Genomic DNA, 6,151 nt, shown 5'->3' on the forward strand with positions numbered 1-6,151 from the left:
TCAACATCAGTTCCCCAGAGTGGGGACGCAGGACGGGCGACCGCAAGCCTGGAACGTCGAATTTCAGACGGTCAGGTGGTCGAACTCGCCCTCTTTCGCACCGGCGAGCATCGCCAGGATTTCCGAACACGTGAACACCAGTGCGGGCCCGGCAGGGAACCGGGAATTACGCACGGCCGTATCGCCGTTCGGCAGGGCCGCAAATTCTACACAGTTGCCGCCCGCAGGGGTGCTCGCCGAACTTTTCACCCACTGCACACCCGGGATGGAGTCGGCCGCGACCCCGTTTGCGTAGGCTGCCAAGTCTCGTCCTTTCGCCGTTGTCGACGCCATAGTTCCGTACGGTCGGCCCCGTCTCATCCAGGCATCGGCGAGCAGGGCTGGGACCGTGGCGTCCGTGAAATTTTCATGGACGCGTGGAATATGGTCGATTTTAGGGGGTGATTTTCATGCATGCCGTCCCTCGAAAGGGCTCTCTTCGTGTGTGATGATCCGATGAATGGGGGTGGGTGTCGATGTCCTCGGGCGAGGCCGTGCCGGTGGTCAGCTTGGCTGGATCTGCAGGGGTAGCGACTCCTGGCGAATCACGGGCGCTGGACTGGGGGCTGGCCATGGGCATCTCCGACGCCAACTTCGCCGCCACGAAGGTCACCGCTAGCGCGGACGGACTCGCCCACGCACGCCAGTTCACCCGATGCCACCTGCTGCGGTGGGGCTTGGAAGGGACAGTGGTCGACGACGTGACCAGCGTGATGGGAGAACTCACGGCCAACGCCGTCCGGCACACGCCCACGGCCGAGGACGGGGCCTGGCTGGCCCTGGCCACCAGCCCGCGCACCGTGGTGTGCATTGTGCTCGACCCCAGCCCCCAGCAGCCCGCTCCCCGTACGGCCGACTACCCGGCCACCGACGGGCGGGGGCTGACCGTCGTCGCCGGCCTCTCGGCGGTCTGGGGGTGGAGCCCGCAGGGCCAGGGCAAGGCGGTGTGGGCACGCATCCTGATCTAGTACCCCACCAGGGCGATGCAGCGAATACGAGCGGCGGATCACCGCATCGTTTCTGCAGTGAATCGCCGGACCCGGCTGGGTGAAGCAGGCACCGCACCGAGGGAGAAGAGCAGGGGCGCGGGTCTACAACCGGCTCATGATGAAGAGCCTCCTGCGACTCCTGCCCGCGCTCGCCCTGTTGCCTCTGCCCGCCATGGCTTCACCAGCGGCAATGGCCGACACCCGCCCGCCCACGCCGGCAACCTCTCCTGCCAGGCCCCCGGCGGGCAGACACCGGGCGGCGCCGGAGACGGTCTCGCTGTTCACGGCGATCGATCGGCTCCCGGTGGCGGAGGAGCCCGACCCGCGCGTGGGCTACGACCGCGACAAGAGGGTGCGAAGCGCTGCGTTCCGCCGAGCGAGGAACGCCGCTGTTCCGGAGTTCGACTGCGAGCGGGGCCTGGGCGGGATTACGGTCGAGGCCAGGAAACGACAGGGGGGCAGCCATGACAGGTATCGAGGTCGCTGTCGGGTACGTTTGCGCTTACCTGGTACGCAAGGCGCGCCGGGCTGCGGGCAAGGCAGACGCAGAGGTCGACCGGCTCGTGGATGCTGCGACGGAAAAGGTGCACGACGTGGTGTCGCGCGCGCTTGGCGACGACCCGGCACTGCAGCGGGCCGGGGCAGAAGCAGCGACCGAGACGGGCGAGGTGTCGGTACTGACGCGCCGCCGGGTAGCCGACGCTCTGACCGCCGCGGCCCAGGACGACGCGGATCTCGCCGCAGCCCTCGACGCGGCGGTACGGGAGGCGCAGTCAGCTGTCCAGGCAGCCGGTGGGGCCGTGGCATCCGACGAGGGCGTGGCCATCGCTGGAAACGTGAGCAACCGCGCAGACCGAGGTTCCGTCGCAGCACAAAGGGTCGGCGACGTGACCATAGGGAACGTGGGCCTGGGGAACAGGGACACAGGCAACGGTGACGCCGGAACCGAGGCCCCGGGAAATGCGGGCCTGGGAAACCCCTCCCCGCCGGGCGGGCAGACGAGCTGAACTCGCCCGGCATCCCATCAGCTCACCCACTGACTCGGTCCGGGTCCGTACCGGAGACGGCCCTGGCCAGGACGGTCGCCGAGGCGTCGGACTTCTCCGTCGCCGCTGGCCAGATTTACGGCGACGTCCTCCAGTTCTTCTTGACACCCGAAGACGCACGGCGCCTGCGAGGCAGCGTCCCTACGGCTCTCACCGACCATCTTTCCCCCGCAGCAGCCGCGTTGCTGGCTGCCCGGTCGCAGCCCTCCGGCGTAGTGCCCGGACTCCCCCCGCCTCCGGCGGCATTCACCGGGCGACGGGCCGAAGTGCGCCTGTTGCTCGACTTCCTGCGGCCAGCCCGGGACGGCCAGGGCAACCAGCGCGGCGTGCCAGTCATGGCACTGGCCGGAATGGCGGGCGTCGGCAAGAGCGCCCTGGCACTCCACGCCGCAGGCGAGGCTGTCTCACGGGGCTGGTTCAGCGGTGGCGCGCACCTTATCGACTTGCACGGCCACGGCCCGGCCGCCCGCATCGAACCCCAGGCGGTGGCAGCCCAGTTGCTGCGGTCCCTCGGCATGCAGGAGGACGACATGCCACGCGGAACGTACGACGTGCTAACGACGCTGCGTCAGCACCTCACCGTCCTGGACCGGGCCGCATCACCCGTACTCCTGGTGTTGGATAACGCCCTCGACGCTGGCCAGGTCGCTCCGCTGCTGCCCGTTGCTCAGTACCATCGCGTCCTGATCACCTCGCGCCACACGCTGACCACGCTAGACGCCCAGCTTCTCGACGTGATGGTTATGGAGTCGAGGGAGGGAGCCAGAGTCATCGAGCGGGCCCTGCGCGTTGCCCGCCGCTCCGATCCACGTGGATCCGGCGCCCAGCGCGCGATAGCGATCCGGCTCTCTGCATTGTGCGGCGGCCTTCCGCTGGCGCTGCTGATCATCGCGGCCATTCTGCGGGCGGAGCCGGAGCGGCCGTTGACCGATCTCGTGGACGAACTGACTGACGCACGGCAGCGGTTGGATGCGCTGTCGGTGGTGAGCGGAGGGGAAGCGGGCGCTGGCCTGGCCGTACGAGCCGCCTTCAACCTGTCCTATCAACACCTCCGACCCGATCTCGCCCACATCTTCCGTGTCATGGCGGTGCATCCCGGCCCTGATCTGGCCTCCGAGACAGTGGCGGCCCTGACACGGCGACCGGTCCGGGAGACGCGGCACATGCTGGCCGAACTCGCCCGCGCCCATCTCATCGAACGGAGCCGCACACCCAGCGGGCTTGAGCGCTGGTCGATGCATGACCTCGTCAGGATCTACGCGCAGGAGCGGGGCGAGGAGCCCGCGCACCGAGATGAGCGTGACATCGCGCTGCAGCGGTTGCTCACCTTCTACGCATGGCGCGCCGCAGCGGTTCGATGCCAGGTCGAGCACCTGGACAACGTGCCAGCGGAAAGACGCTTCACCACCACGGCCGAAGCACTGGGCTGGGTGGAAACGGAGTACGGCAACATCACCGCCTGCATCCAACTCGCCCTGGACTCCGACGGGCACGAAGCCGCCGCCTTCGACCTCATCCGCAACCTCGGCGCAGAACTCGTGCAGTGGGGCCAAGGCGAGGAGATTGTGACGCTGACCCGCGTAGCTCTGGAACGCGCCGACTCGGTTGGTGACGCTCACAACCAACTGGAAATGCGGTTGGCCCATGGACTCGCACTGTCGAATGCAGATCGGCCGCTGGAAGCTGTGGAAATTCTGCGGGCGGCACTCGGAGCCGTACGTCGGGGCGCCGTCCCGGAGGAAGTGGCCCTGATCCGGGCCGCATTGGGAACGGCCTGCCGGGAGGCAGGTCAGTACGAGGAATCTGCCGAACACAGCCGAGAGGCCCTCGCGATCTACACGAAAATGGGCTGGCCACGGAAGCGGCAGTTGGCACTGAACAACCTCGGCAATGCCTTGCGCGGAGCGGGACACCATACGGAGTCGGTCGACGTCCACCGCCAGTCCGTGAGGGCATGCCGGGATCTCGGCGACGACTACCAGGAGGCCACGGCACTCAACAACCTCGCCAACGCCCTCTGGGACGCCGGGCAGTCGGAGGAGAGTACCGCCGCCCACCGTCAGGCAGCCGACCTACTTGGGAAAGCTGGTGACACGTTCAGACAACTCAATTCGCTGGCGAATCTCGCAAGAAACCTGAGAAAGGGCAACCGGAACTCAGAAGCCGCCGATACCTGGCTCGCGATTGCGGATCGACTACGGAACGCCGGTGAGCCGGACGGGGAGGTGAGCATCCTTATCAACGCCGCGCGGGAACTGCAATCGGTGGAAGACTGGGCGCGGCTCGTCGACGTCTGCCTACGGGCAGCCGCTCTCCTCCACACCCTCGACGAGCAGGCAGCCGAGGGCAACGCGTGGGCCGACGCAGCAAGGGCACACTGGAACCAAGGACACTACGCCGCCGCCGCTGTTCCAAGTGCCCGCGCAATCCTGCTGCTGGAGGGAGAACAGCAGAACGAAGCCATCAAGTTATTGACCGGCATCCAGGCAGTACTAGGGCGCCAGGACTCCGTACCGGACAGCGTGATCGACGAGTTGCTGGCGGCAGCCGAACTCCTGCAGCGGAAGGATCTCAGGGCGCACGAGGGACGGCTACGCAACTCGGCCGGCCTCCTCCTCGAAAAGGCGGGCCGTCTGAAGAAATCGGCGCGCCAACTGCGCCGAGCCGCAGACCTCTTCGGCCGGGCCGGCGAGGCCACTCTGCGCGGGTATGCCCTCAACAACCTTGGCACCACCCTTCGGGGCATGGAGAGGTACACCGAATCGGAGACCGCTATCCGCGAGCATCTCGATATTTGTCGCACCGCGGGCGACGAACCCGGTCAGGCCCTGTCCCTGTTCAACCTCGCGGAAACTCTCGCAGCGGCGGGCGAAACCGCTGAGGCGGTGGCCAGCGGAGAGTTGGCCGCAGCACTCTACTCGCGGCTCGACTGCGGAACGGAAGCTGAGCAGATCCTTGAACGCATAAGAGAGTACGGAAGTAAGGCTCCGGCTGACACACCTGGCACCGGCTGAAGTCGCTGGCTCGGGCGGCGTCGTCTGCTACGCGCTGGTCGGGCTCTGGTACGCGGCCGCCAGCAGTGTGAGCAAGCCCCGGCTGGCCCACCGGCGGCTGCCATGGGCAAGGCGGCACTTGAGTTCTTCCATACGGCCCCGGGTGGGCGAGCAGCTGACTTCGCAAAGTGCGCCGGAGACGCGGTCGACGAGGAGGTCGCAATCGTCGTGTGTGTCCGGACCGACAGCGAGCGCTTAGAAGGCGTCGCAGCAGGCCCGGGGCCGCGGTTGATCACGATGGCCGGGTCGTAAGACAGGCACCACTCTCATGGGCCGCTGCCCCTATGCCCACCGTCGAAAACGCAGCCCCCAAGCCCGGAAAGGCGACAGCTACCGACGCGCTGGACTCGTTCCCGCTGAAGCCGTGGGGTACATGCCAATCCAGGACAGGCCGCCGAGGTCGAGTTGATAGCGAGCCCGAGTCACGGCGACGTAGGCAAGGCGGGCATCCGTGTCGTTGACCGGTTCCGGAATCGGGCGGCTTTGGGCGTCATGCTGGTCGGTGTCCTTGGGCGGAGGAAAGTCTTCGGCGATCTTGACGGTAGGCCATTCGCTACCCTTGGCCTTGTGGACCGTGGAGACGGTGACGTCGGCGTGCTTCTCGGCGGTGAGTTCATCGATGGCGGCAAGGATGGCGTCGGGTCCGTGTGTGTCGACGAGGTCGACGAAGGGCGCGTCGAGATTCGGATCGGGCGGGAAGATCGTCACCCAGTTCCGCGCCGCTCATGGCGAGCAGCTCCAACGGCTCCGTCCTGGAGGGTGATGCGGGTGCGGTGGTGGGCGTCGGCGAGGTCGCGCAGGCGCTCGGCGTTGCCGTGCAGCCGCTCGCCGAGCGGGCCGGGGACGTGGGCTGCCGGCTGATCGATTACGGGGGCGCGGCGTAGAAGGCCGGCGGCGTGCTGACCGGTACGGGTGTCGACGGTCACGTAATTCGGCTCTGTCGGGGATCTTGTGACGTCACCTGCCTGATCTGGGCATCTACCGGGTGTGCGGTTCAGGGGGTTTGGGGCGGTTGCTGCCGCAT

The 6,151-nt window shown here is 67.4% G+C and carries 5 protein-coding genes and 1 pseudogene; 4 read left to right on the top strand and 2 right to left on the bottom strand.

The window, feature by feature from the left end:
• Window positions 1-63 precede the first annotated feature (63 nt).
• Window positions 64-333 (bottom strand): DUF397 domain-containing protein, encoded by a 270-nt coding sequence (locus ACFY10_RS54010; RefSeq protein WP_390672803.1) that lies wholly within the window; start codon window positions 331-333, stop codon window positions 64-66.
• Window positions 334-611: 278 nt separating this feature from the next.
• Here ACFY10_RS54010 and ACFY10_RS54015 point away from each other — a divergent pair, with 278 nt between their 5' ends.
• The 3 genes from ACFY10_RS54015 (at window position 612) to ACFY10_RS54025 (ending at window position 5,088) form a co-directional block, all read left to right on the top strand.
• Window positions 612-1,007: an ATP-binding protein gene (locus ACFY10_RS54015; protein WP_390672804.1), complete on the top strand. Its 396-nt coding sequence runs from the start codon at window positions 612-614 to the stop codon at window positions 1,005-1,007.
• Between the two features lie 485 nt (window positions 1,008-1,492).
• Window positions 1,493-2,035 carry a hypothetical protein gene (locus ACFY10_RS54020; protein ID WP_390672805.1) on the top strand — a complete coding sequence of 181 codons (543 nt, stop codon included), beginning with the start codon at window positions 1,493-1,495 and terminating at the stop codon, window positions 2,033-2,035.
• 254 nt (window positions 2,036-2,289) lie between these two features.
• The gene (locus tag ACFY10_RS54025) at window positions 2,290-5,088 is read left to right on the top strand and encodes a tetratricopeptide repeat protein (protein WP_390672806.1); all 2,799 of its coding nucleotides are present in this window, start codon (window positions 2,290-2,292) and stop codon (window positions 5,086-5,088) included.
• Window positions 5,089-5,457: 369 nt separating this feature from the next.
• Here the strand turns inward: ACFY10_RS54025 and ACFY10_RS54030 are convergent.
• Window positions 5,458-5,799: pseudogene (locus tag ACFY10_RS54030) on the bottom strand (3'-5' exonuclease); the annotation flags it as partial.
• A 53-nt stretch (window positions 5,800-5,852) separates the two neighbouring features.
• Here ACFY10_RS54030 and ACFY10_RS54035 point away from each other — a divergent pair.
• The gene (locus ACFY10_RS54035; RefSeq protein WP_390672807.1) at window positions 5,853-6,011 is read left to right on the top strand and encodes a hypothetical protein; all 159 of its coding nucleotides are present in this window, start codon (window positions 5,853-5,855) and stop codon (window positions 6,009-6,011) included.
• Window positions 6,012-6,151: the final 140 nt, after the last annotated feature.

It is taken from the genome of Streptomyces sp. NPDC001401, from assembly GCF_042895385.1.
In the GTDB taxonomy this organism is placed as follows: Bacteria; Actinomycetota; Actinomycetes; order Streptomycetales; family Streptomycetaceae; genus Streptomyces.